The 24,762-nt window shown below is 38.0% G+C and carries 25 protein-coding genes; 23 read left to right on the forward strand and 2 right to left on the reverse strand.

Features of this window, described 5'->3' with window-relative positions; genetic code table 11:
- Positions 1-29: 29 nt before the first annotated feature.
- The 14 genes from GHD00_RS10300 (at position 30) to GHD00_RS10365 (ending at position 14,394) form a co-directional block, all read left to right on the forward strand.
- Positions 30-1,145: a Gfo/Idh/MocA family protein gene (locus tag GHD00_RS10300; protein ID WP_163538079.1), complete on the forward strand. Its 1,116-nt coding sequence runs from the start codon at positions 30-32 to the stop codon at positions 1,143-1,145.
- A gap of 27 nt (positions 1,146-1,172) precedes the next feature.
- Positions 1,173-1,613: a C-glycoside deglycosidase beta subunit domain-containing protein gene (locus tag GHD00_RS10305; RefSeq protein WP_163538080.1), complete on the forward strand. Its 441-nt coding sequence runs from the start codon at positions 1,173-1,175 to the stop codon at positions 1,611-1,613.
- A gap of 19 nt (positions 1,614-1,632) precedes the next feature.
- Complete coding sequence (locus GHD00_RS10310) at positions 1,633-2,598, forward strand: sugar phosphate isomerase/epimerase family protein (protein WP_163538081.1); 966 nt, start codon at positions 1,633-1,635, stop codon at positions 2,596-2,598.
- A 282-nt stretch (positions 2,599-2,880) separates the two neighbouring features.
- Entirely contained in the window at positions 2,881-3,837 is a 957-nt protein-coding gene (locus GHD00_RS10315) for an ROK family glucokinase (RefSeq protein ID WP_163538082.1), read from the forward strand.
- A 163-nt stretch (positions 3,838-4,000) separates the two neighbouring features.
- Positions 4,001-4,939: an AraC family transcriptional regulator gene (locus tag GHD00_RS10320; protein ID WP_163538083.1), complete on the forward strand. Its 939-nt coding sequence runs from the start codon at positions 4,001-4,003 to the stop codon at positions 4,937-4,939.
- 246 nt (positions 4,940-5,185) lie between these two features.
- Positions 5,186-6,091, forward strand: a complete 906-nt coding sequence (locus tag GHD00_RS10325) for a fumarylacetoacetate hydrolase family protein (RefSeq protein WP_163538084.1) — start codon at positions 5,186-5,188, stop codon at positions 6,089-6,091.
- 143 nt (positions 6,092-6,234) lie between these two features.
- Positions 6,235-7,173 carry a VOC family protein gene (locus GHD00_RS10330; protein WP_163538085.1) on the forward strand — a complete coding sequence of 313 codons (939 nt, stop codon included), beginning with the start codon at positions 6,235-6,237 and terminating at the stop codon, positions 7,171-7,173.
- A 35-nt stretch (positions 7,174-7,208) separates the two neighbouring features.
- Positions 7,209-8,315, forward strand: a complete 1,107-nt coding sequence (locus tag GHD00_RS10335) for an alpha/beta hydrolase family protein (protein WP_163538086.1) — start codon at positions 7,209-7,211, stop codon at positions 8,313-8,315.
- A 105-nt stretch (positions 8,316-8,420) separates the two neighbouring features.
- Complete coding sequence (locus GHD00_RS10340; RefSeq protein ID WP_163538087.1) at positions 8,421-9,557, forward strand: FAD-dependent monooxygenase; 1,137 nt, start codon at positions 8,421-8,423, stop codon at positions 9,555-9,557.
- A 59-nt stretch (positions 9,558-9,616) separates the two neighbouring features.
- Positions 9,617-10,369: a cyclase family protein gene (locus GHD00_RS10345; RefSeq protein WP_163538088.1), complete on the forward strand. Its 753-nt coding sequence runs from the start codon at positions 9,617-9,619 to the stop codon at positions 10,367-10,369.
- Positions 10,370-10,429: 60 nt separating this feature from the next.
- On the forward strand, positions 10,430-11,125 hold the full coding sequence (locus GHD00_RS10350; protein WP_163538089.1) for a CoA transferase subunit A: 696 nt from the start codon (positions 10,430-10,432) through the stop codon (positions 11,123-11,125).
- 30 nt (positions 11,126-11,155) lie between these two features.
- On the forward strand, positions 11,156-11,797 hold the full coding sequence (locus GHD00_RS10355; RefSeq protein WP_163538090.1) for a 3-oxoacid CoA-transferase subunit B: 642 nt from the start codon (positions 11,156-11,158) through the stop codon (positions 11,795-11,797).
- 31 nt (positions 11,798-11,828) lie between these two features.
- The gene (locus GHD00_RS10360; protein ID WP_163538091.1) at positions 11,829-13,010 is read left to right on the forward strand and encodes an acetyl-CoA C-acetyltransferase; all 1,182 of its coding nucleotides are present in this window, start codon (positions 11,829-11,831) and stop codon (positions 13,008-13,010) included.
- 385 nt (positions 13,011-13,395) lie between these two features.
- A complete protein-coding gene (locus GHD00_RS10365) occupies positions 13,396-14,394 on the forward strand; it encodes an MFS transporter (RefSeq protein ID WP_163538092.1) in 999 nt (332 codons plus the stop codon).
- A 63-nt stretch (positions 14,395-14,457) separates the two neighbouring features.
- On the opposite strand, the gene GHD00_RS10370 is transcribed toward GHD00_RS10365, so the two are convergent.
- Together GHD00_RS10370 and GHD00_RS10375 are read right to left on the reverse strand one after the other, a co-directional pair.
- A complete protein-coding gene (locus GHD00_RS10370; RefSeq protein ID WP_163538093.1) occupies positions 14,458-15,393 on the reverse strand; it encodes an amidohydrolase family protein in 936 nt (311 codons plus the stop codon).
- 185 nt (positions 15,394-15,578) lie between these two features.
- On the reverse strand, positions 15,579-16,352 hold the full coding sequence (locus GHD00_RS10375) for an IclR family transcriptional regulator (RefSeq protein WP_163538094.1): 774 nt from the start codon (positions 16,350-16,352) through the stop codon (positions 15,579-15,581).
- 289 nt (positions 16,353-16,641) lie between these two features.
- Here GHD00_RS10375 and GHD00_RS10380 point away from each other — a divergent pair, with 289 nt between their 5' ends.
- The 9 genes from GHD00_RS10380 (at position 16,642) to GHD00_RS10420 (ending at position 24,566) form a co-directional block, all read left to right on the forward strand.
- Positions 16,642-18,096, forward strand: a complete 1,455-nt coding sequence (locus tag GHD00_RS10380) for an aldehyde dehydrogenase (RefSeq protein ID WP_163538095.1) — start codon at positions 16,642-16,644, stop codon at positions 18,094-18,096.
- A 13-nt stretch (positions 18,097-18,109) separates the two neighbouring features.
- Positions 18,110-18,883 (forward strand): 2-keto-4-pentenoate hydratase, encoded by a 774-nt coding sequence (locus GHD00_RS10385; RefSeq protein ID WP_163538096.1) that lies wholly within the window; start codon positions 18,110-18,112, stop codon positions 18,881-18,883.
- 25 nt (positions 18,884-18,908) lie between these two features.
- Positions 18,909-19,805: an acetaldehyde dehydrogenase (acetylating) gene (locus GHD00_RS10390; RefSeq protein WP_163538097.1), complete on the forward strand. Its 897-nt coding sequence runs from the start codon at positions 18,909-18,911 to the stop codon at positions 19,803-19,805.
- Positions 19,806-19,810: 5 nt separating this feature from the next.
- Positions 19,811-20,839 carry a 4-hydroxy-2-oxovalerate aldolase gene (gene dmpG, locus GHD00_RS10395; protein ID WP_163538098.1) on the forward strand — a complete coding sequence of 343 codons (1,029 nt, stop codon included), beginning with the start codon at positions 19,811-19,813 and terminating at the stop codon, positions 20,837-20,839.
- A gap of 16 nt (positions 20,840-20,855) precedes the next feature.
- Complete coding sequence (locus GHD00_RS10400; RefSeq protein ID WP_163538099.1) at positions 20,856-21,635, forward strand: 2-keto-4-pentenoate hydratase; 780 nt, start codon at positions 20,856-20,858, stop codon at positions 21,633-21,635.
- Between the two features lie 21 nt (positions 21,636-21,656).
- Positions 21,657-21,842, forward strand: coding sequence for a 4-oxalocrotonate tautomerase (locus GHD00_RS10405; protein ID WP_163538100.1), 186 nt, complete (start codon positions 21,657-21,659; stop codon positions 21,840-21,842).
- Positions 21,843-21,946: 104 nt separating this feature from the next.
- Positions 21,947-22,801 carry a DODA-type extradiol aromatic ring-opening family dioxygenase gene (locus GHD00_RS10410; RefSeq protein WP_163538101.1) on the forward strand — a complete coding sequence of 285 codons (855 nt, stop codon included), beginning with the start codon at positions 21,947-21,949 and terminating at the stop codon, positions 22,799-22,801.
- Between the two features lie 68 nt (positions 22,802-22,869).
- The gene (locus tag GHD00_RS10415) at positions 22,870-24,078 is read left to right on the forward strand and encodes a 4-hydroxybenzoate 3-monooxygenase (protein ID WP_163538102.1); all 1,209 of its coding nucleotides are present in this window, start codon (positions 22,870-22,872) and stop codon (positions 24,076-24,078) included.
- A 362-nt stretch (positions 24,079-24,440) separates the two neighbouring features.
- Positions 24,441-24,566: a LacI family DNA-binding transcriptional regulator gene (locus tag GHD00_RS10420; RefSeq protein ID WP_163538103.1), complete on the forward strand. Its 126-nt coding sequence runs from the start codon at positions 24,441-24,443 to the stop codon at positions 24,564-24,566.
- Positions 24,567-24,762: the final 196 nt, after the last annotated feature.

Below are 24,762 nucleotides of genomic sequence, written 5' to 3' on the forward strand. Positions count from 1 at the left end.
AAAAATAAGAAAATTGGAGTGAATAAGTAATGAGTAAATTAAGAATTGGTATCATCGGTTGTGGTGGAATCGCAAATAACAAACACTTTCCGGCATTATCTAGTTTTAAAGATGAATGTGAAATGGTAGCATTTTGTGACATTGTTGAAGAACGTGCAGTAACAGCAGCGAAAAAGTATGGTACGGAAGACGCAAAGGTGTACACAGATTATAACGAACTTTTAAAAGATAAATCTATAGATATTGTTCATGTATTAACGCCAAACGTGTCTCATAGTCCGATTACGGTTGCTGCTTTTGAAGCTGGTAAACACGTCATGTGTGAAAAACCAATGGCACACAACACTGAAGCAGCGCAAGCAATGATGAATGCTTGGAAAAAATCCGGTAAAAAATTCACCGTTGCTTACCAAAACCGTTTCCGTGAAGAAGTACAATCACTTCATAAAGCTTGCGAAAAAGATGAGCTTGGCGATATTTATTTTGCAAAAGCACATGCTGTACGTCGCCGTGCCGTACCAACTTGGGGTGTATTCCCGGATAAATCTCAACAAGGTGGTGGTCCATTAATCGATATTGGTACCCACGCACTTGATATTACATTATGGCTAATGGATAATTACAAACCTGTTTCTGTTTCAGGTTCTGTATTTCATAAATTAGGTAACCTGCCAGAAGCAACAGAAGGAAACATGTTTGGTCCTTGGGATCCTGAAACATTTGAAGTAGAAGATTCAGCATTTGGTTACATTAAAATGGAAAATGGCGCAACAATTTTCTTAGAATCCTCTTGGGCATTAAATGTAGTAGAGTCAAAAGAAGCTGCAACAACGCTTTGTGGTACAAAATCAGGAGCACATATCAATGCAGGGATGAGCTATCAGGAGAATGAGCTAATTTATAACTCTGCTCATAATGGTATGTTAGTAGCAGAGAAAAACTCTCCTTTAGGAAACATCGCATTCTTTGAAGGTGGATCAAACAAACCAGAAGTGTTAGAAGCAAAACAATGGTTAGATGCAGTTAAGAATGATAAAGAACCATTAGTGAAACCAGAACAAGCATTTGTAGTAACAAAGATCTTAGATGCGATTTATACTGCGGCTGAAACAGGGAAAGAAGTAGTACTTAGCGATCGTGCTTAAAAAGCAACGCACTAAGGAGGAGATCACATGGCAGTGTCATTAAAAATGCCTTTTGTCGATGCAGTTGTCGATGATAGTTTAAAGCAAACGTATGTTAACGGGGAGAAAATAGGATATGAATTTCAGATTCGTTTGAGTAATTATCGAGGACATTATCTATCTTGTATTGAAGAACTTTCCTTTACAGTTGATGGTAATAAGATAGATGCAACTAATTTTACGTTCACACTTAACGATAAAGAATTTACGGTTAGTCAATTACCAAATCTCATTTCCGAATTTTGGAGAGTAACAGACGCAGCTACGATTAAAGTTTATACGCCTGGAGGTGTAGAACCTGGTGAACATCATATAAGCCTAACACTCATGCTACGTATTCCTTATATGCCGATTCCAGGAAACGCTGAAGGATTGAACTATGCATTATTAGATGCGTGTGGTAGCAAAACATTAACAGTGAAAGAGTAAGGAAAGGAGGAGAAACCAAATGAGTGATATAAAATTAGGTGTTTCATTATTTAGTTTTTCAACGGACTATGTCAAAGGTATTCTCTCTTTAGAAGACTGTATCCGTTCGGCAGCTGAAATGGGTGCAGAAGGATTTGAACTAGTAGGAACTACCATGTTAAGATCTTATCCTTATGCTACTGATAAAGTCTTAGGTGAAATAAAGTCAATGACAGATGCATATGGTGTCGATTTTGTTTCTTACGGCGCAAATACAGATCGAGGCTTAAGATCTGATCGAGATTTGACTGAAGAAGAAATGTTACAATCAACGATTATTGATTTGAAGACAGCAAATAAATTAGGCTGTAAGATGATGCGGGCACAATATTTATTGTCACCATCAGCCATAGGGAAACTAGCTCCCTATGCAGAAGCTTATGGTGTAAAAGTTGGAGTGGAAATCCATAATCCGGAATATCCGACATCTCCAAAGATGCAAGAGTACTTGGAGGTTATTGAGAAATCAGGATCAGAATACATTGGATTTGTACCTGACTTTGGATGTTTTGCGACAAGACCGAATAAAATTTATTGGGATCAAGCGCTTGAAAATGGTGCACCTTTAGAACTGTTAGAATTAGCAGCTAAATTACGTTATGACGGTGTTCCAAGGCAGGAAGCAGCAAAACGCTTAAAGGATGCAGGGGCAAATGGCCCTGTTATGGGAGCCTTTAATGGTATGTATGGTTTTGTACAATTCTCACATGAACCAGATTTTGAGGGGCTAAAGAAAATCATGCCTCACGTGATTTACTTCCATGGGAAATTTCATTATATCGATGAAAACCTGGAGGAAGCGAGCATTCCATACGGAGATATTCTACCAATTATTCAGGAGTCTAACTTTAACGGTTATATCATGTCAGAGTATGAAGCGTCAGATGATGCACTTGGAATGACCAAGCGTCATTTACAAATGCAACGAAACATATTAGGAAACTAGTTATAAATGATGCAGGTGGGTTCTCACCTGTATCATTTCATTTAAGGATGTTTTGTTAGACTCAAAATGGATTTTTCAAGACTTAATAAAAGATAATAATTAGATGAATTTTAAAATATTCGTTAGAACATCAATGTTAAGTTTGAAAACAAGGTTACTATTTAATAATAATCGAAATGATTAATGGAGAGAAAACGATAAAATAAAAGATTTGAAAAAATATTCAAATAAATTTGCACTTAAAAAACCCCACAAGCATTAGAATTTTTATAGGAGGATAAAATGAAAAAATTAATTGGTGTTGATTTAGGTGGAACAACAGTAAAATTTGCTATTTTAACAGCAGAGGGAGAAGTTCAGCAAAAGTGGAGTATAGAAACGGATATTCAAAATGAAGGAAAGAATATAATTCCTAATATTATTAAGTCCATTAACCACCGTCTTGACATGTATGGGTTATTAGTTGATGATTTTTCAGGTATCGGAATGGGTTCTCCAGGATCTGTGGATATAAATAAAGGTACTGTAATTGGTGCTTATAACTTAAATTGGCGTACGTTACAGCTAGTGAAAGAACAAATAGAAGAAGGAACAGGCATTTCTTTTTACATAGACAACGATGCTAATGTTGCAGCCTTGGGAGAACAATGGAAAGGTGCAGGCGAAGGAAGTGGCAATGTTGTATTTGTGACACTTGGCACAGGTGTAGGTGGAGGAATTGTTTCTGAAGGTAATTTAGTCCATGGTGTGGGAGCTGCAGGTGAAATTGGTCATATTAATGTTGATCCTAGTGGCTACGAATGTACTTGTGGTAACGTTGGTTGCTTGGAGACAGTAGCAAGTGCAACGGGGGTAGTTCGACTAGCAAGAGATCTTTCAAAAGAATATGCTGGGGATTCCAAATTAAAGTGGTTTATTGATGATGGACAAGAAGTTACTGCCAAAACAGTGTTTGATCAAGCAAAAAAAGGGGATCAATTAGCTGAAATGGTAGTTGATAAATTTCACTCATATTTAGGCCTTGCTTGCGGAAATATCGCCAATGTCTTACATCCAGAAACAATTGTTATTGGTGGTGGAGTATCAGCAGCCGGAGAGATGTTGATTAATGGAGTAGAGAAGTATTTCAATAAATATGCATTCCCACCAATAAAAACTAGTACAAAGATAAAATTAGCTAAATTGGGCAATGATGCAGGTGTTATAGGTGCAGCATCGCTAGTTAAAATACATGAATAATTAAACATTGAAGCAAGGGTAGTTCCCCTGCTTCTTTTTATACTATCAGAATTTATGTATTTGTTTTTCGATAGTTTTTCTATTGAGGTGAACAAAACCATCCCGCTGCTACAAAAATATGATAATATAAAGCTAAAAAAATTGGATATACTGGGAGGCTCTTATGAAATATCCATATGAGAGTTTGGTAATGACGGAAGAAATACCAATGTTTATGTTAATGACTAGTGTAAAATATATTGCATTACACTGGCACGATCGAATTGAATTTGTTTTTGTGTTACAAGGAAAAGTTAATACAATTGTTGGCCAAGAGCAGCATTTGCTAAAGAAAAATGATCTTATACTTATTAACAGTAATGAAGTTCATGGAGTTGAATCAACGGACGAGAATAAATTATTAGTTCTTCAAATCCCAATATCCTTTATAAAAAAATACTATAGCAATATTGAGGAAGTAGTGTTCCATTGTCAATCTTCTGCGTCTGACCATCAAAAGGATTTAAACGTTATTCGGGAGTTAATTGTTCGCCTAATGCTAACAATAAAATCTAAAGGTGAGGGGTTCGATATAAAAAGTCATTCGCTATTACTAGACATTATCTATAACCTCATTTCAAAATATAAAGTAGAAAAATACACATACATTAATCAAAATAAAGACATTGAACGATTGACAAGAATCACTAATTATATTCAGGAAAACTATATGCATGGTGTTACTCTAAATGAAATAGCCGAGCTAGAGAACTTAACTGCTCCTTATTTATCACGGTATTTTCACCAGCACATAGGACAATCCTTTGTGAAATATTTAAATAGTGTACGGTTGGAACATGCCGTAAGATACATAACTGAAACAGACTGGCCTATTATTCAAATTGCTATGGAATCAGGCTTTACTAATTTGAATACCTTCCATAAATTATTCAAAGATACATTTAAAACAACTCCTTACAAATACCGGATTAAACATCAAATCAACCCCATGAATACTACCCGATTAGAATATAGTGGCATTGAAAATTATCAATTTAACGAGGAGTATGATGTTGAATTGTTACGAGATTACTTAAATACTTTACAGAATATTAAAAATTGATATTAATTTTGTTAAAAAAATGAACGTTTTCTATAAGAATCGTCTTTATAATTAAAACTAATTAAACCGCTTACACTATTAAGTTTGAAAAATCACCTTGTAATAGAAGCGAAGGATATATCTTTCTAGTAAGTTGTTTCATAGAAAGATTATTTTCAGTAGAGAGTGAAGGGCTCATCATTCTAGAGGTGAAAAACGAATAATAAGGGTGCTAATGCGGTTTATTTGTGCATAAGGAGGTGTGCAATGAAGTTTGTTACTTTTTATAACCCTGATGGACAAATTCGAGCAGGATGGCAGGATGGAGAGAGAGTAGTCGATATGTATCAGGTATCGGGTGGAAGATTACCCGATTGTATGGAAGATCTTGTTGCTAACTACCACACCTATCTACCAATCATAGAAGAGATAATTGCTAGCGATTATTCAACCATTGCAAAAGACGAGGTTCGAATAACAGCCCCATTGCAAAAGCCTAACAGCTTTCGGGATTTTGTTGCCTTTGAGACACATGTAAAAAATGCAACGAAACGAAATGGTGATAAGGTAGCACCTGAATGGTATGAGATGCCAATCTTTTATTTTTCTAATACCAATACAATGAGGGGACCGGAGGAGAAGGTGAAACGCCCATCTAAATGTTCGTGCCTTGATTATGAGTTAGAACTAGCCTGCGTCATTGGCAAGCAAGGTACTAACATTAAGGCAGAAGAAGCGGAAGATTATATTTTTGGATACACCATTTTAAACGATTGGTCAGCACGAGACTTACAAATGAAAGAAATGAAAGTGCTCCTTGGTCCTGCGAAAGGAAAAGATTTTGCTACTTCCATTGGACCTTACATTGCAACGAAAGATGAACTTGTATCTTACAAAAGCAATAGTCGGTTTGACTTGGAGATGACGGCAAGAGTAAATGGAAAAACTTTATCCAAGGGCAACTTTAAAGACATTTACTACAGCTTCGGGGATATGATTGAACGTGCTTCTGAGGATGTCACATTATATCCAGGAGATATTATTGGGTCTGGCACAGTTGGATTCGGCTGTATTATGGAGCATGGCCCGGAAGTACACTGCTGGCTTGAACCAGGAGATGAAGTAGAACTAACCATTACTGGGCTCGGATCTTTAAAAAATGAAATAGTATAGGTGGAAAAAACTACTAGCGAGTTTAGAGTCAATCCATTCCATCTATAATCCACTTATAAAAACGCTTTATTTAGGGTGTTTATCAAAAATCACTGATTAGATCGAGATGAATTTTTAAAGATGACTTACATGGAGGGGTTATTATGCCAAAAAGAAATCATTTTATTTCACAACTTGCTCACGTGGAGATTTACACACCACACTTAGAAGAAACAGTAAAGTTCTATATTGATACAATCGGATTACAAGAGTCAGATAGAAAAGATAATTCTGTTTACTTACGAGCTTGGGGTGAGTTTTTTCATCATAGCTTAAAAATTACAGAAGGTCCGGAAAAAGGGTTGGGTCATATCGGTTGGAGAGCTGAAAGCGAAGAAGACTTACTAGAAGCTGTAGAGTTTATTGAAGAGTTAGGCTGTGGTGAGGGATGGATAGAAGGAGATATTGGACATGGTCGCGCTTATCAATTCCGTTCACCTGACGGACACTTAGAGGAAATTTTTTGGGAAGTAGAATTAGCAGCAATTCCTGAAGAGGAAAAAAGTAGATGGAGAAGTCGTCCACAAAAACATCCAGGTGGTGGGTTTTCAGTTCGTCGCTTAGATCACGTGACACTTTGGACTAGTGATGTACAACGACATCGTGAATTTTATCAAAAATTAGGGTTTAAGCATAATGAGGCTATTTTGTTAGATGAACCTGTAAATAAAGAGATCGGTGGTCTTCTTGCTGTTACAAGTCTTTCACATGAAGTAGCTCTGTTTAGTCTTCCTCCTAATCACCCGAATGAGAGCAATATGAATCATATATGTTATGCGGTGGAAAATCGTGAAGAAGTTCTTGATGCAGCAGATTTCATTAAAGAGCATGGTTACAAATTGGATATGAAGCCATCGAAGCATGCAGTGGGGGAAGCTTTCTACTTATATGCACTTGACCCGGGTGGTAACCGATTTGAAATATATGCTGGCTCACCACTTTATTTTGCACCGGATTATGGACCAGTAACTTGGAGAGTATCGGAAAATCCAAACGATGCTTGGTCTGAGTCAAATATTCTAGTTGGAGATAAAAAAGATTAATTTGTACAAACGAAGTAAACAGAGGAGAGATTTACATGTTTCATTATTTTCCAGACAACTATATGTGGTCTTATCAAGTTGTTAGGATGCTAAGTCAAGCTCACTTTGGCGGTGGGGAAGTAAACGAAATACTAGAAACTGCTAGTCGAATAAAAGTTGGGGATTATGAAAGCTTTCATAAGGAATGGATGAAAACAGGAAGTAAAGCTCTAACAGATGCAAATGAAGCATTGGATCAAGGAAGAACGGAAAGTGCTAGAGCGGCTTACTTACGTGCATCGAACTATATAAGGGTTGCGGAGTTCTTTTTACAACATGATGACCCAAGAAAAGTTGAAACTTACCTAAAAGGCGTTGAATCTTTCCGAAAAGGTGTAGAAATGTTAGAACATCCACCTCAAGTGATTCAAATTCCTTTTGAACAGTCACATTTGCCAGGTTATTTCTATCCAGTCCCTGGTAAAGAAAAAAGTCCGCTTGTGATTATGTTCGGAGGACTAGATTCTACTGCAGAAGAACTTTATTATGGTCACGCCCAACTATTAAATGAGCGAGGAGTTGCATTCCTAGCAATAGATGGACCTGGGCAAGGTGGTGCGCTAAGGTTGAATCATATTTATTCTCGATATGATTACGATGTAGCTGGAACAGCAGCTTATGAATGGGCTGCCGAGAATCTTGACATTGATCCAGATCGTGTAGGTGTAATGGCAATATCCATGGGTGGATATATGGCGGCTAGATCAGCAGCATTTGAACCAAGATATAAGGCTTGTGCCACTTGGGGGGCTGTGTATGATTATAACAGCGTCTGGGCAAGTCGTCCGGATAATCATCCACTAGCAAGAATCTTGCAACATATTCTTGGAGTAGAAAACATGGCTGAGGCCAGAGAAAAGCTAAACCACTTCAATCTACGAGGGGTTGCAGAGCAAATCAGTATGCCTACTTATATCATACATGGCGAAGATGATCGCCAAGTATCCGTAGAGAATGCTTACAACCTATATAATGATTTGAAGTGTCCAAGATGGCTTAACATCATTCCAACAAGTAGTACAGGTTCAGCACACTGCCAAGTCGATAACATTACAAAAGCTTATCCATTGTTAGATTGGATGAAAGAACAGTTAAATGCTTAGTAGATTAATAAGAAATAGAGGATTTTATTTTCAAGATCCTCTATTCTCTTCTGAATTTTAGAGTATTTAAACGTTTTTTCATAAATAGATTAGGAGGTATTTCAAATGCCAAATGCTAATGTGAAAAAAGTATTGATTGTCGGTGGAGGAATTGGTGGACTATCAACTGCTATTGCTCTAGGGAAGATAGGAATTGAAACAGAAATCATTGAATTAAAACAAAAATGGGAAGTATATGGTGTTGGAATTTTCCAACCCCCGAATTCACTAAGAGCATTAGATGAAATAGGTGTAGCGGATAAATGCATGGAACTTGGCTATAACTTTGATGGGATGGCTTATTGTGATTCACAAGGAAATCAATTCGCAGAGCCTCAAGCTCCTAAAATTGATGGTTATCCAGGACTTAATGTTATTTCACGAAGAACGTTGCATGACATCCTTTTTGAGGAAGCAAAGTCTGTAGGAACAAAATTTAGAATGGGAACGACTGTAGCAGCCATTTATCAAGAGGAAGACCAAGCACAAGTCAAGCTAACCGAAGGGTCTATGGTAACGGCAGATTTAGTTATTGGTTCAGATGGTCAAAATTCTAAGGTTAGAGATCTTATGTTTGGACCTATTGAACAGGAGTACGTCGGTCAAGCGGTTTGGCGTTACACATTGCCGCGGATGGAGAACATTAAAAACAGTATTCTTTATTATGGTCCGAATGCAAAAGCAGGTCTAGTTCCTATGTCAGAGGATGAAATGTATCTGCTATTAACAACTTCAGAGCCTGGGAATCCAAGAATGCCTGAGGATCAGTTAGATCAGCTACTACGTGATAGATTAGCAGACTTCGGTGGTCAAGTAGCTGAAGCGAGAGAGCAAATTGTAGACCCGAACGAAGTTGTTTACCGACCGATATTCAGTTTTATATTACCATCTCCGTGGTACAAAGGACGAGTATTGTTAATCGGTGATGCTTCCCACTGTACTGCTCCGCACCTTGGCCAAGGCGCTTCCCTTGCAATTGAGGATGCAGTTGTTCTAAGTGAACTTATTCAACAAGGTTTAAGTGTACCACAATTATTAAGCGCTTTCATTGATAGGCGATATGAACGATGCTGTATGCTTGTTGAAAATTGCCATCAACTTGTCAAGTGGGAGTTTTTAGAGTGGGAAGGCAAGTTGCCTGAAGATGCTAATTTTGCCAAATTTTCTTATGAGACATTAGCAAAAATGAACGAAGCTATCTAGTCTATTTTGTTTTAGAAATTTGACTAGATAGATATCAGCATGGAAAGGGAGTTCCGCTTATGAAAATAGTAGATTTAAGTGTATCGATAGAAAAGGAAATAAAAGATCCACTACCATTTTCGATTGAATTTGAGAACCATGAAGAGGGAGCAAAGTTTGGTAGTAAGTTAGCGGGTGTTGGGAAAGATGCCTTTCCGGATGGGAAAGCTCTAGCTGGAGAAAGGCTTTACGTGAATACACACGCTGGCACTCATGTCGATGCACCATGGCATTACTGGCCAACCTCAGAAGGAAAGCCCGCAAAAACAATCGATCAACTCCCATTAGAATGGTTTTATGGCAATGGTGTTGTCCTCGATTTTACACACAAACCACCTGGATATGCCCTCACTGTAGAAGACATAAAAGCAAAATTAGATGAGATACAATACTCATTAAAACCTTTTGATATTGTCATGATTCGTTGTGACGCGGACAAAAAAAGATATCAGGACAATTATGCTGAGATACATGTTGGTGTATCAGCAGAAGCAACTATTTGGTTAGTTGATCAAGGGATAAAGGTAATGGGAACGGACGGCTGGGGTTGGGATACACCGTTAAAAGTTCAAGCTGAGGATTATAAAAATAATCCCCGCCCCGGTGTTATTTGGGCAGCACACTTTGCAGGTAAAGAGAGAGAATATTGTCAGATTGAGAAGCTAGCTAATTTGGAGCAATTACCTCCTTATGGATTCAAAGTTTCGGTATTTCCTGTGAAGATTACTGGAGCAAGTGCGGGATGGACTCGTGCTGTTGCAATTATAGAATGATAGTTTTGGATTCGGATAAGGACATTACCAATATCAATAATTGAGAAAGGATAGAGGTTTATGGGTAGAGCAAAATTAATGGAATCATTTAATCAAGCTGTTGAGTATATTCAAGATGGAGCTACTCTCATTGTCGGAGGGTTCGGTTTATGTGGAATACCTGAATATTTAATTCAAGCCTTAAGAGAAAAGGGGACAAAAGACTTAACAATTGTTAGTAACAACTGTGGTGTAGACGACTGGGGGCTTGGTTTGTTGTTAGCTAATAAGCAAATCAAGAAGATGATTTCATCCTATGTCGGTGAAAATAAAATTTTTGCTGAGCAATATTTGAGTGGGGAGTTAGAAGTTGAATTAGTACCTCAAGGAACGTTAGCAGAACGAATTCGTGCTGGTGGTGCTGGAATTCCTGGCTTTTATACTGCAACAGGTGTAGGGACACCAATTGCTGAAGGAAAAGAACACAAAGAATTTAATGGTCGCACCTATATTTTAGAAGAAGGTATTGTAGGTGATTTTGCTTTGATAAAGGCGTGGAAAGCAGACCAAAAGGGTAACCTCGTATATTGTAAAACAGCTAGAAACTTTAATCCAGTAGCTGCCATGGCCGGAAAAGTAACAATTGCTGAAGTGGAGGAAGTGGATGATAACTTGAATCCAGATTATATTCATACGCCAGGTGTTTATGTGCAACGTCTATTACAAGGAGCAGCTTACTCAAAGAGGATAGAGCGTCTTACAGTTAATAGCCATTAAAAACCACAATAAAAAAAAGAGGATGAATGTATGATGAATGTTCGTGAAAGAATCATAAAGCGTGCGGTAAAAGAAGTAAAGGATGGAATGAACATTAATTTAGGGATTGGAATGCCTACCTTAATCGCAAATGAAATTCCTAATGATTTTGATGTCATGCTGCAATCTGAAAATGGGTTATTAGGAATCGGCCCATATCCAAGTGAGAATGAAGTTGATGCAGATCTAATTAACGCTGGAAAAGAAACAGTAACGACAGTAACCGGTTCTGCTTTTTTTGATAGTGCAGAGTCTTTTGCGATGATCCGTGGCGGTCATATTGATTTAGCCATTCTTGGAGGAATGGAAGTTTCTGAGCGAGGTGACTTAGCTAACTGGATCATTCCTGGAAAAATGGTGAAAGGAATGGGCGGTGCCATGGACATTGTCAATGGAGCGAAGAAGATCGTTATTGTGATGGAACATGTGACGAAACATGGTGCTTCAAAAGTGAAAAAGGAATGCTCCTTACCTTTAACAGGTAAACAAGTTGTTAATCGTTTGATTACAGATTTAGCCGTATTCGATTTTACTTCTGATGGAATGGAGCTTGTGGAACTACAGTCAGGAGTTACTGTAGAAGAAGTTCGAGAAAAAACAGAGGCTGAATTTAAGTTAGCTTTAAAGGTCTAAAGAGTTAACTAAATAAAAAGGAGGGAACCGTGTGAGAGAAGTAGTTGTTGTCGGGGCTGTTCGCACGGCGATTGGAAAATTTGGTGGAAGCCTATCTGGTTTATCAGCTGTTGAACTTGGTTCCATTGTGATAAAAGAAGTGCTTCAAAGAGCCAAACTGAATCCTGATAATATCAATGAGGTTATCATGGGGAACGTGTTAAGCGCTGGGTTAGGGCAAAACCCTGCCAGACAATCAGCAGTCAAAGCTGAATTACCATACCATATTCCTGCTTATACGGTAAATAAAGTATGTGGGTCAGGGCTTAAGAGTATCCACTTGGCAGCCCAATCAATTGCTGCCGGTGATACTGATGTGGTTGTTGCTGGTGGAATGGAGTGCATGAGTCAATCGCCATACTTACTGAATAAGGCTCGTAATGGTTATCGAATGGGAAATGGTGAAATCGTAGATAGTATGGTTCAAGATGGATTGTGGGATGCATTTAACGATATTCATATGGGGGTTACTGCGGAAAATATTGCAGAGAAGCTTAAGCTGAATAGAACAGAACTAGATGAATTTGCTGCTACATCTCAAAACAAAGCGGAAGCTGCACAAGCGATGGGGAAATTTGAAGCGGAAGTTGTAGACTGTTCTATACCTCAAAGAAAAGGAGAGACAATTACCTTTAAATACGATGAAAGTATACGTCGTGGTACAACTTCAGCCACACTAGCTAATTTAAGACCAGTATTTAAGAAACATGGCATTGTAACGGCTGGTAATTCTTCAGGTATTAGTGATGGTGCCGCGGCAGTCCTACTTATGAGCAAAGAAAAAGCCGAGGAACTAGGATTAAAGCCAATGGTGAAGATAGTTAGTAATGCCTCAGCAGGATGTGATCCAAAACTAATGGGGCTAGGACCGGTTCCAGCTGTCCAAAAAACACTTCAAAAAGCCGGCTGGGAAACAAATGATGTAGATATCTTTGAATTGAATGAAGCCTTTGCTGCCCAATCGTTGGGGGTATTAAGAGAACTAGGTCTTTCTCCGGATATTGTCAACGTTAATGGTGGTGCGATTGCTTTAGGGCATCCAATTGGAGCAAGTGGGACTAGAATCGTTGTTACTTTACTTCATGAGATGGTAAGAAGTGAACATAAGCGAGGAATTGCTGCTCTTTGTATCGGGGGAGGGCAAGGAATTACAACAGCTTTTGAAAAGGCTTAAATTTTCAGGACTTGTGTAGATAAACGTTATTCGCAAGTCCTGTCTTATTCCTATGGGGATAGGTGGGGATGAAGAACATCCAAGTTTTTAATCATAAAAAAGCATGATTTAAAAATTTTACAAAGTGGGTGTACGGGAATGACAACTGAAACAAAAAAGAGGTTTAGGAATTATGAAAATTTCTTAACGATTACTATGTTTGCGGTTTTTGGACTTGTCTTCTTAGATCGAATGGCTCTTTCCTTTATTTTTCCTTATATCTCAGAAGATTTGGGAATGAATAATACACAATTAGGAATCATTATTGCGGTAATGTCCGTGTGCTTTGCTTTTTCAAGCATTATCTTTTCTAGTATTTCAGACTTTTTAGGTAAGAAAAAAAACGATGTTAATCTTTTTTATTTTTCTATTTTCATTGGCGACATTTGCATCGGGTTTAGTAGTATCCTTTGCAACATTATTGTTAGTTAGAGCGTTAATGGCGGCAGCAGAAGGTCCAGTTATTCCGTTAGTGCAATCTACTCTTCTGGATGAATCATCTGTGAAAAGAAGAGGACTTAACATGGGAGTTGTTCAAAGTGCTTCGTCGTTATTGGGTGGAGCGTTGGCCCCAATTATTGTAATTGGACTAGCGATAGCATTTGATTGGAGAACTGCTTTTTACGTCATTGCGATTCCAGGTTTTATTGTTGGATTAATTTTATGGAAGTATATGCGCGAGCCAAGAACAACTGCGGAGAATACAGCGAAACCCACAAAAAAAGAATACCTGCAAATTTTTAAAACCCGTAACATTTGGTTAGGGATGATAATGATGACGTGTAACATGATGTGGCTAACAACGCTTATGGCGTTCATTCCTACATTCTTAGCAAATATGACTGATAATACGGATGGAATCAATAGTATTTTGTTGGCCGTATTAGGTTTCATGATGTTTGTGGGACAAATGGTTGGGCCAGCAGTGTCTGATAAAGTAGGGCGAAAACCAGTATTATATGTTTCTAGTTTCATTGCCATCTTCCTACCAATTGCAATAACCATCTTTTACAATAACTTTACATTACTGCTGATTTCTATGGCATTTTTCGCATTAGGTAATGCTTATCAACCATTGTTAATTGCGATAATACCAGGTGAATCTGTGCCTAGAATCTTTGCAGCTTCAGCAATATCAGCCATTATCTTAGTTGGTGAAGCCATAGGTGCAACTGCAGGTCCTATCTTTGGAGGAATTCTTGCAGATCAATTTAGTCTGTTTGCTCCATTTTGGGTGGTTGCTGGAGCAGGGATTATAGCCTTCCTATGTTCATTTGGAATGAAAGAAACAGCTCCAGTTAAAACAAGGGTAGATAGTGATGATAAGGCAAGCATTGTAAGTTAGTTTGTGAGCAATTATATGAGTGTAGAAAAAGGGACTTGTGTATGAAACACAGTCCCTTTATAACTATGACTCTAGTAACGAACGTACACCTTGATAAAATTCACCTTGAGGAGGCCAGGAGGACAAATCAAATGGATAATCTGATCCAGGTACAATCCGGTCTGCCCCAACTGTCTCAATAAGGAAATGTAGACTTTGTTCATTCAACAGGACGGTGTCGTACCAAAAACGTTTTGCATAGGTAGATGGTGGTAATTGGAGAGACCTTGAAACATCAGTCCATTGTTCATATCCTTTATCTAGTCTTCCAAGTTGGTAAGGGAGAAACCCACCTCCATGTGCAAAGATAATTTTCACATTTGGATATTTGTCAATCAACCCACTTAATAAGATATCGGTCGCACAGACAGTCGTTTCCCATGGTACACCGATTAAGTTAGGCATTTTTCTTCTTAGACGAGGATCTTCACACAGTAGTGGATGGATGAAGAGAATGGCGTGTAAACGATTTGCTTCCTCGAAAAATGGGGTGAACGTTGCATCTGTTAGCATCTGTTCGCCAATTCCAGGGCCAATAATTACACCTTTTAATCCGATATTCATCGCATCTCTTAGAACTTCAGCAGCTTTTTTAGGGTTGTTTAATGGAACGGTTCCTAATGCTGATAAACGGTTAGGTGTCGATTTTGTCCACGTTGCAAGTGACTGATTATAGACAGTAGATAACTCAGATGTAATTTCATCTGAAAAATCATAAAGAAACAGTTGTGGAATTGGAGAAACGATGGAATGACTAACGCACATGGCATCTTGTTCCTGTAAATAAAGGACTGAATCAATAAATTGCGGCTTTAGCTCAAAACCCCATTTCCCGTTTACTGTTAAAAACTGATTATTAGTCATTTTGTTATCTACCCATTTAGCGGAAACTATTTGTTGGTTATCCTTGAGCCATGTTATCACTTGTTCAGGTATAAAATGAGTATGAAAATCATGCATACCAATCACCTCTTTTTATTTGTTCTTAGGTTTCTTTTTAAATGTCTTAGTTGATAGAAAATCCGACTGATGCAATCTCTAGTCTAATGATAGTAAATGCCATAGATCTGAGACAGTCGGAAATCAATGTTTCCTAAAAGATTTTTGTTAATGACAAAAATAAATAGAATTCTACGAGCTTTTATTTAATGGTTTATATATCCTATTCGATTGGAAATCTCTAATCCAGCACGGATCACCTGTTTGGCAAGCTTTTGTATTTTATGGGAGGAAACCCGTTGTTTGGGCCCAACGATAGTAATGGCAGCAATTACTTTCCCGCGGTAATCAAATACAGGTGCAGCAACAGAATTAACCCCTTCATTAAACTCTTCCATGCTGAAAGCGTAACCATTTTCTTTTATTTGTTTTAATTCATGAAGTAATGAATCTGAATTTGTAATCGTATATTTCGTAAACCTTTTTAATCCTTTTTCTATTACTTGATTGACTATCTCTGGATCAGCATGTGCAAGTAGTACTTTTCCAGAACTTGTGCAGAATGGAGGATTACGCTTGCCGATATGGGTTAGGACTCTAACAGGGTGGTTACATTCTACTTTATGTAAATAGATGTTATCTAGATTGTCTAAGACGGAGATGTGAGCTGTTTCATCTAATTTTTCAACTAATTTATATAGAACTGGCTGTGACTCTCTGTGAATATCCATGTTTGTGTTAACAATACCGCTTAGCGATAAGATAGAAAGTCCTAACCGATACTTTCTCGTTTGAGGGTCTTTGTAAACAAATCCTTCACTAGCTAGTGTTGCCATTGTTCTGCTGACAGTGCTTTTACTTAGTCCAAGAGACGTTGCTAAATCAGTAATAGATTTTTTTGGTTCATCCATGGAAAAGCTTTTTAACATTTTTAAAGCATTTTTTACGGAGGTTAGGTATTCTTCTTCGGTATTTTTCATGTATACACTCCTTTCGTAAGCACTTTGTATCTCGTTTGTTTTATATAGTGCAATATAACAGACAATTAATCATTTGAGTAGTGCCATTTTTTAAAAAAATAATACTTGTATGGTTAATTAATTGCTATAAATGTAGTTGTATCATGGGTTATGTGGGAATCCATATTATGAAAAAATATTTTTACTTGTTGCATATAATGCAACTGCATCGTTGAGTGTCTATAGAAATAGCGTTACCATTAACGTAATCAATTGTTAATATCAAAACGTTACTGAAGGAGAGTTTGCCATGAAAAAAATACCATCTATTGATTGCCGTCATTTTATTAATGGTAAATACGTTGACTCAAATGACAAAAGAACTTTTGAAAATATTAACCCAGCAACTGAAGAGGTATTAGGTACTGTTGCAGAAGGTGGAAAGACGGAAGTAGACTATGCTGTTGCAGCTGCCAAAAGAGCATTAGCTGGGCCTTGGAAAAATACAACCTTAGTTGAACGCTCCAAGATGCTACGCAATATCGGTGATCTTATATTAGAGAGACAAGAGGAGCTTGTACACTTGGAATCGTATGATACGGGCAAACCATTTTGGCTTGCGAACTCTATAGATATTCCTCGTGCTGCTTATAACTTTCATTTTTTTGCCGATTATATTACGTCTGTTGGCCAAGAAGCTTATCAGCAGAATCAACAGGCGCTTCACTATACCCATCGCAAGCCAGTAGGGGTTGTCGGCTTAATCAAACCTTGGAATTTACCTTTATTGTTACTAACTTGGAAGCTAGCCCCTTGTATTGGTATGGGGAATGCTGCTGTAGTAAAACCGGCTGAATGGACACCGATGACAGCAACTGTCTTAATGGAAATTATTAAAGACGCTGGGGTCCCAGATGGCATTGTTAACCTCGTTCATGGTTTTGGTCCAAATTCTGCAGGCGGAGCAATAGCAGAGCATCCTGATGTTGATGCTATTTCCTTCATTGGAGAACCAAGGACAGGAAGTTCAATCATGAAAGCTGGTGCAGATACAATAAAGAAACTTTCATTTGAATTAGGTGGAAAGAATCCCAACATTATATTTGCAGACTCTGATTTAGATGAAGTTGTTGAAACTACTATTAAATCTAGCTTTATCAATCAAGGGGAAGTTTGTCTCTGTGGATCACGGATTTATGTGGAACGAAATGCTTTCGAATCGTTTGTAAAAAAGTTTGTCGAGCGAACAAAACAATTAAAGGTAGGAAACCCGTTCGATGAGACAACTAATGTAGGGGCATTAATTAGTAAAGAGCATTATGATCGGGTAAATAGTTACCTAGACATTGCTCGTGAGGATGGGGCAAACATTTTAACTGGAGGGAAACGCCCAGAAGGTATGGATACGGGCTATTATTTAGAACCAACCATTATTACTGGTCTTGACCGCAATTCAAGGTGTGTCCGCGAGGAAATATTTGGCCCCGTTGTTACGATTACTCCATTTGACATGGAAGAGGAAGTCATCATGCAAGCGAACGACACCCATTACGGCCTAAGTGCAACAATCTGGACCAATGATTTAAGAAGAGCGCACCGTGTTGCTCATCAAATTGATGCAGGTATTATTTGGGTGAATACATGGTTCCTAAGAGATTTAAGGACACCATTTGGTGGGATGAAACATAGTGGAAGTGGTAGAGCTGGTGGCATGCATAGTATTGATTTTTATTCAGAGTTATCAAATATCACGATTAAATTGTAAGGGGGGCTAGGAGTTGGATAAAGTAAAAAAGTACGCCGAACAGCTTGCTAAGGCTGAGGAAACAGGAGTTGGTACAACCCCACTCACATCAGAAAGCAACCTAACTGTACATGATGCTTATTCGATTCAGTTGGAAAATATCAAACGGAAAACAGAATCAGGTCAAAAAATTGTTGGGAAAAAAATTGGTCTGACGTCAAAAGCGATGCAACAATTATTAGGTGTTAATGAGCCTGATTATGGCCATTTATTAGACGGGATGGTAGTGGAAAACGGAGGGCAGATTTCGGTTGAATCCGTGATGCAACCTAAGGTGGAGGCTGAGATTGCATTTGTATTGAAAGCGGACTTAAAGGGTCCTCATGTTACTACTCTAGATGTATTACAAGCAACTGATTATGTTGTTCCAGCCCTAGAAATTGTTGATAGTAGAATCCAAGACTGGAAGATAACGTTACCCGATACGATTGCCGACAATGCATCATCAGGACTGTATGTATTAGGAGGTAAACCAACTAAGATTTCTGATATTGACCTTGAATTAACTGGAATGCTGTTAAGTAAAAATGGAGTGATTGCTAATACAGGTGTAGGTGCGGCGGCACTTGGTAATCCAGCAAATTGTGTTGCATGGCTAGCAAATCGACTAGTAGATTATGACATTACTTTGAAAGCGGGCGAAGTAATATTGTCAGGAGCACTTTCAGCAGCAGTTGATGCTGAAAAAGGAGATTCATTTACCGCAAAATTTGCTCATATTGGGCAAGTAAGTGTGAATTTTGAATAACTAAGGCTATAGAAAGGAGAGAACTATGAACAAGATTAAAGTAGCTATACTTGGCTCAGGTAACATTGGAACGGACCTAATGATAAAACTCGATCGTTCAGAAATACTGGAAATAACTACCATGATCGGTATTGATCCAAATTCAGATGGCTTACAGCGAGCAAGAGAGTTAGGATATGAAACCATTGATAATGGTATAAATGGATTTTTGGAAAGGCCAGAACTTGCAGATATCGTCTTTGATGCAACATCAGCCAAAGCACATATTCGCCACGCCAAACTGTTAAAACAAATTGGTAAGCAAGTACTCGACTTAACACCAGCTGCTGTTGGTCCATTTGTCGTACCTCCGGTTAATATTGAGGAGCATTTAAATGCTGACAATATTAATTTAATTACTTGTGGTGGTCAGGCAACAATTCCGATTGTCCATGCCATTGACCGAATACAATTGGTTGATTATGCGGAAATCGTAGCAACTATTTCAAGTAAAAGTGCAGGGCCGGGTACAAGAGCGAATATTGATGAGTTTACACAGACGACAGCACGAGGTATCGAAAAGATTGGTGGTGCCAAAAAAGGAAAAGCGATTATCATCTTGAATCCGGCGGAACCTCCAATTATTATGCGAGATACGATTCATGTGTTGGTCGAAGGGAAATACGTGGATCAAGATCGAATTATGGCTTCTATTCGTGAAATGGAAAAGGAAGTACAGTCTTATGTTCCTGGATATAAGATTAGGCAGGAGCCAGTCTTTGATGGAAATCGCATCACGGTCTTTATTGAAGTAGAAGGTGCGGGTGATTATTTACCAACCTACTCTGGAAATTTAGATATTATGACAGCAGCTGCTGTAAAGGTTGCAGAAGAATGGGCGAAGCACAAGCTAAGTAAAGTTACCGTTGAAGAGAGGGGTTAAAAACAGTGGAGAAGAAAAGAGAGATTCGTATAACAGAGGTTGCTTTACGGGATGGTAGTCATGCTATTAGACACCAATTTACAGTAGATCAAGTTACGAAAATTGCCAGAGGTTTAGATGAAGCAAAGGTACCGGTTATTGAAGTTTCCCATGGTGATGGATTAGGTGGTTCTTCTTTACAATACGGCTTATCTCTAACAAATGAAATGGAACTGATCGAGGTTGCAGCATCGGTTGTTAATCATTCCAAAATTGCTGTGTTACTTTTACCTGGAATCGGTACTATGCCAGAGCTTAAGCAAGCTGCTAATCTTGGGGCTAAGATGGCTAGGATAGCTACCCATGTAACAGAAGCAGATGTATCTCCACAGCATATCGCTCTAGCAAAAGAGCTTGGTATGGAAACGGTCGGTTTTCTGATGATGTCACATATGGTTCCGACGACGAAACTAGTAGAGCAAGCCAAATTGATGGAAAGCTATGGTGCTGATTGTGTGTACGTAGTTGATTCTGCTGGGGCACTGTTGCCACATGAAGTGCGTGAGAGAATTCGAGCACTAACAAATGAGTTAACTGTAGAGGTAGGCTTCCATGCACATAATAACTTATCCTTAGCAATGGCCAATACATTGGTAGCGATAGAGGAAGGGGCAACGAGAATCGATGGTAGTATTCGTTGTTTAGGCGCTGGAGCGGGTAACACACAGACGGAAGTATTAGTATCTGTGCTTGACAGAATGGGGGTCCATACTGGTGTCGATCACTACAAATTAATGGATGTTGCTGAAGATTTAGTAGCACCAGTTTTAGAAAAACCACAAGAGATTACCAAAGATAGTCTCGTACTTGGTTACGCGGGAGTTTATTCTAGTTTTCTATTACACACAAGAAAAGCAGCGGAAAGATTTGGACTAGATCCACGTGATATTTTAATAGAATTAGGTAGACAAAAGATTGTTGGTGGACAGGAAGACATGATTGTTGATGTGGCAGCCGACATTGCAAAACAACGGAACATAACGGAAAAAGTATAAGGAGGGAGGAGGATTCATGAAGTTATATAAAGATATTTCGCAGTATTTAGTGTCAGCCGAAGTAGAAAAGCGAGAAGTGGAAAAAATAACCGCTGATTTAAAACCGGATCTAACGGTAGAAGAGGGTTATTTGGTTCAGGAAGAAATCGTTCAAAGAAAGCTTGCGGAAGGTCATCGTATCGTTGGACCAAAAATGGGTCTAACTAGTCAGGCGAAAATGAAACAAATGAACGTGAATAATCCCATTTACGGCTATTTGTTTGATTATATGTTAATCGAAAATGGTGGAAAGTTGTCCCTTAGTGACATGATTCATCCAAAGGTAGAGGCGGAAATAGCTTTTGTTATTGGAGAAGATATCGAAGGTCCTGGTATAACAGTAGCACAAGTCTTAGCTAAGACAGACTACGTATTACCTGCTCTTGAAATTATTGATAGCCGTTATAAAAACTTTGAGTTTACACTTCCTGATGTTGTTGCGGATAATGCCTCTACTTCTCGTGTTGTTTTTGGAACATCCTTAAAGAAGCCGAGTTTAGAACTTGATCTAGTAGGAGGAGTCCTTTCTATTAATGGAGAGATAAAGGACTTAGGAACTGGTGCAACCGTACTTGGTCACCCAGCCAATTCAATAGCCATGTTGGCTAATATGCTAGCAAAGAAAGAAGAAAAGGTCAAAAAGGGTGACATAATCTTAACCGGTGGAATTACAGGGGCGGTATTACTGAATCAAGGGGATATTGTCTCTGGAAAATTTGATGGATTAGGAGAAGTTTTCTTTACGGTCACTAATTAATAGAGAAAGGGGAATGTAATTATGCCGATTATTAATGTGCAATTAATCGAAGGCCGACCACCAGAAAAAATTGGAGAGGTCATTGAAAATATAACAAACACGGTTTCCGAAACATTAGATGCCCCCAAGGAAAATATTCGAGTGATTGTAACTGAAATTCCAAAGACACATTGGGGTAAAGAAGGAAAACCTGTTTCAGAAAGATAATAGGTAATAAAAACAATTAATTTTGAAAACGTTTACCATGATGTGAATTTATCTGTTCGGTAGGTGATACGGTAAATATAGGTAAAACAATTAGGAGGATAAAGATGACGATCGAATTAAGTATGTTAGTCCCGCATGTGCCTAGTATGTGTTATGAGGATAAAGTTCCAGAGTTTCAGCAAGATATGGCTGCTGCCATGAAGCAAGTTTCCAAGCAACTGGAACAAATTAAACCAGATGCAATCGTATTGGTTTCGTGTCACTGGCCATCAACCTTTTTTCACTATGTAGATTGTACTCCTGTTCACGAAGGTATGTTAACGGCAATTGAAGCACCTGATTTAATTAATAATGTTAAGTATAAATATCCTGGAGATAAACAGTTAGGGGAAAGGCTAGTTAAAGCTGGCGAAGATGCTGGACTTGCGGTAAAAGCTGTCGATGACCCGTATTACGTATGGGACTATGGCAGTGTTGTTCCATTACGCTATCTTGTTCCAAATGAAGATATATCGGTAATTAATTTATCTGTTACATTAGCTGCAAGTCTAGAAGAAACATACAATTGGGGTCGGCAAATCGCGAAGGTGTTACGAGAAGATGATAAGAAGTATGTATTTATTTCAAGTGGTGCTTTGTCTCATAATCTAGTTCGTGGCAGACATAACAAACCAACTGTTTCAGAGCATGCCATGGATAAGCAATTTGCCGAGTTTATATTAGATAAGGATTATATATCAGCTTATGAGATGCTACCTCAATATGCAAGGTTAGCTCGAGTAGAATCTGGGGGGCGTCACCTCGCGATGCTTTTAAGCATGATTGAGGAAAACCAAGAACCTACTTACTTGGCTGATGGTCAATCTTCAGGAAGTTGGAATGCATTAATTACTATTGGAGAAAGAAACTATGATGATTTAAAGCAAAATCCAACATTGAAAATTGCCGATACGAAATGACTATTGATTGCAAAGATGGGTGTCAGTTTTATGGCAGGATAGTTTGCTAATTGGAAAGGGGTTTTTGCATGAAAACACAAGTTTGTATAATTGGGGCAGGACCAGCAGGACTGATGCTGTCCCATTTATTACATTTACAAGGAATCGATTCAATTGTTCTAGAAAATCGATCACGTGCAGACATTGAAAGTACGATTAGAGCTGGAGTTTTAGAACAAGGGACTGTAGATTTACTGAATGAGACCGGCCTTGGTGATCGAATGATTGCAGAGGGCAAAGAACATGAAGGAATCTATCTTCAGTTTAGTGGGCAGCGTCACCGGATAAACATGAAAGAACTGACAAATGGAAAAAGTATTATGCTTTATCCTCAACATGAGGTGATAAGAGATTTAGTTGCAAAACGGTTGGAAAATAAAGGGGATATCTTATTCAATGTCAGTGAGGTTAATTTATATGATATAACATCTTTTACTCCGAAAATTACATTTGAGTACGAAGGTGAGCTCCAAGAATTAAGCTGTGATTACATTGTAGGGTGTGATGGTTTTCATGGACCCAGTAGGAAAGCTATTCCAGATAATGAATGTAAAGAAGTACAGCATGTTTATCCGTTTGGATGGCTAGGAATTCTAGCGGAGACCCAACCAGTTAGTCCGGAATTAGTTTATGCTTACCACGAAAAAGGCTTTGCGCTATTGAGTACGAGAACATCTAACGTGCAACGTCATTACATTCAGGTCGATCCTAACGATAAAATTGAAAACTGGTCAGATGATCGAATCTGGTCAGAACTTCATGAGAGGGTAAGGACAAATGATGGTTGGACGCTAAATGAGGGTCCAATTATACAAAAAAATATCGTTTCAATGCGAAGCTTTGTTTGTGAGACGATGCGTTATGGCAATCTATTTCTTGCGGGTGATTCTGCTCACATTGTTCCTCCTGCTGGGGCGAAGGGGCTAAACTTAGCTGTAGCTGATGTTCAAGTGCTGGCAAAAGGACTTGCTGAACTTTATCAAAATGGTAATGAGGAATTGCTAAATTGTTATCCTGAAATATGCTTAAGAAGGGTTTGGAAGGCACAACGCTTCTCTAACTGGATGACAAATATGCTCCACCGAAATCAAAATTATAGCCAATTCGAACATGGTATCCAACTAGCTGAACTTGATAATGTAACATCATCACAACATCATTCAGCTAGTTTAGCGGAAAATTATGTAGGGCTTCCATTAAGTTTTGACACTAATAATCATAAATTGGTTTATCAATAATGATTAACAAATAAAAAAGTAAGCTGCTAATGAATTAGCAGCTTACTTTTTTATTGTTTTCAAGATTATGCCACTTACAGACAAGTCTCAAATGGAATATTATATTATATATGAATCCTTATACATTAAAATTTTGACGCTGATTTTTAATTGTTTAATATTCTTGATAAAGGACTGATAAACTTTTGATAAGAAATAACATAAAAAAAGACAAAAAAATGATAAAGGTTTGAATATAAAGTATTACACTGTATAGCTAATACTTTTCTTAGTTATTCGATGACAATATTATTGCTGTTCTATTAGTTTTTTAATGACATAATTCGCAAATAAATCTTTTAATATCGAAAGAAGGATTCAGTGTGACAAATATTCAACAGGTAGCAAAAATAGCAGGTGTCTCTGTTGTAACAGCTTCGAGGGCTTTAAATAATAATTCAGTAACATTAAAAACAAAACTAAAAGTGGAATTCGATTGCTCCATTTGAGGTTATACCAGTAAATGGAAAAAATAATATTTAAATGTCACTATAATCATAAAGTAAAGAACCTATTAGGAAATTTGTTAAAGAGGTCATTGTAGTAGTTGTATTATAGTTAAAGAATTTATTTTAGTGAGTAAATATTAATCAGCATCTGTCCGCATATTTTTAATAATAAATGTGCCCCAAAAGTTGCCCCACT

The sequence above is a fragment of the Gracilibacillus sp. YIM 98692 genome, from assembly GCF_010993965.1.
Taxonomy (GTDB): Bacteria; Bacillota; Bacilli; order Bacillales; family Amphibacillaceae; genus Gracilibacillus.